1 protein-coding gene is annotated in these 231 nt (G+C 40.3%); it reads right to left on the reverse strand.

Annotation, left to right across the window (positions count from 1 at the left end; all coding sequences use genetic code 11):
- Positions 1-231: hypothetical protein (locus ETC27_RS18400; protein WP_205742812.1), on the reverse strand; the 231-nt coding region annotated here is incomplete at both ends.

The following is a 231-nucleotide window of genomic DNA, read 5'->3' on the forward strand; positions in this document are numbered from 1 at the left end:
TTCTGCCATAACCATTACATTTTCAAAGAAATTGTTAATGGCTGGAACGCCTTTGTTGACCAGAATATCATATTTCTCAGAGGCAGACAAGTTTGCCCAACCTGCTTTAATTTCTTCTGTAGCTTCGTAAAGCATGCCTTCAGCATCGTTCTCAAAGAGCTCAGAAGAAACCGTTCCGACATGATCGGCTTTTTTCGCCAAGTTGATCACACGTGAAATATTTTCAATAGC

The organism is Onishia niordana, assembly GCF_004798965.1.
GTDB classification, from domain to species: Bacteria; Pseudomonadota; Gammaproteobacteria; order Pseudomonadales; family Halomonadaceae; genus Onishia; species Onishia niordana.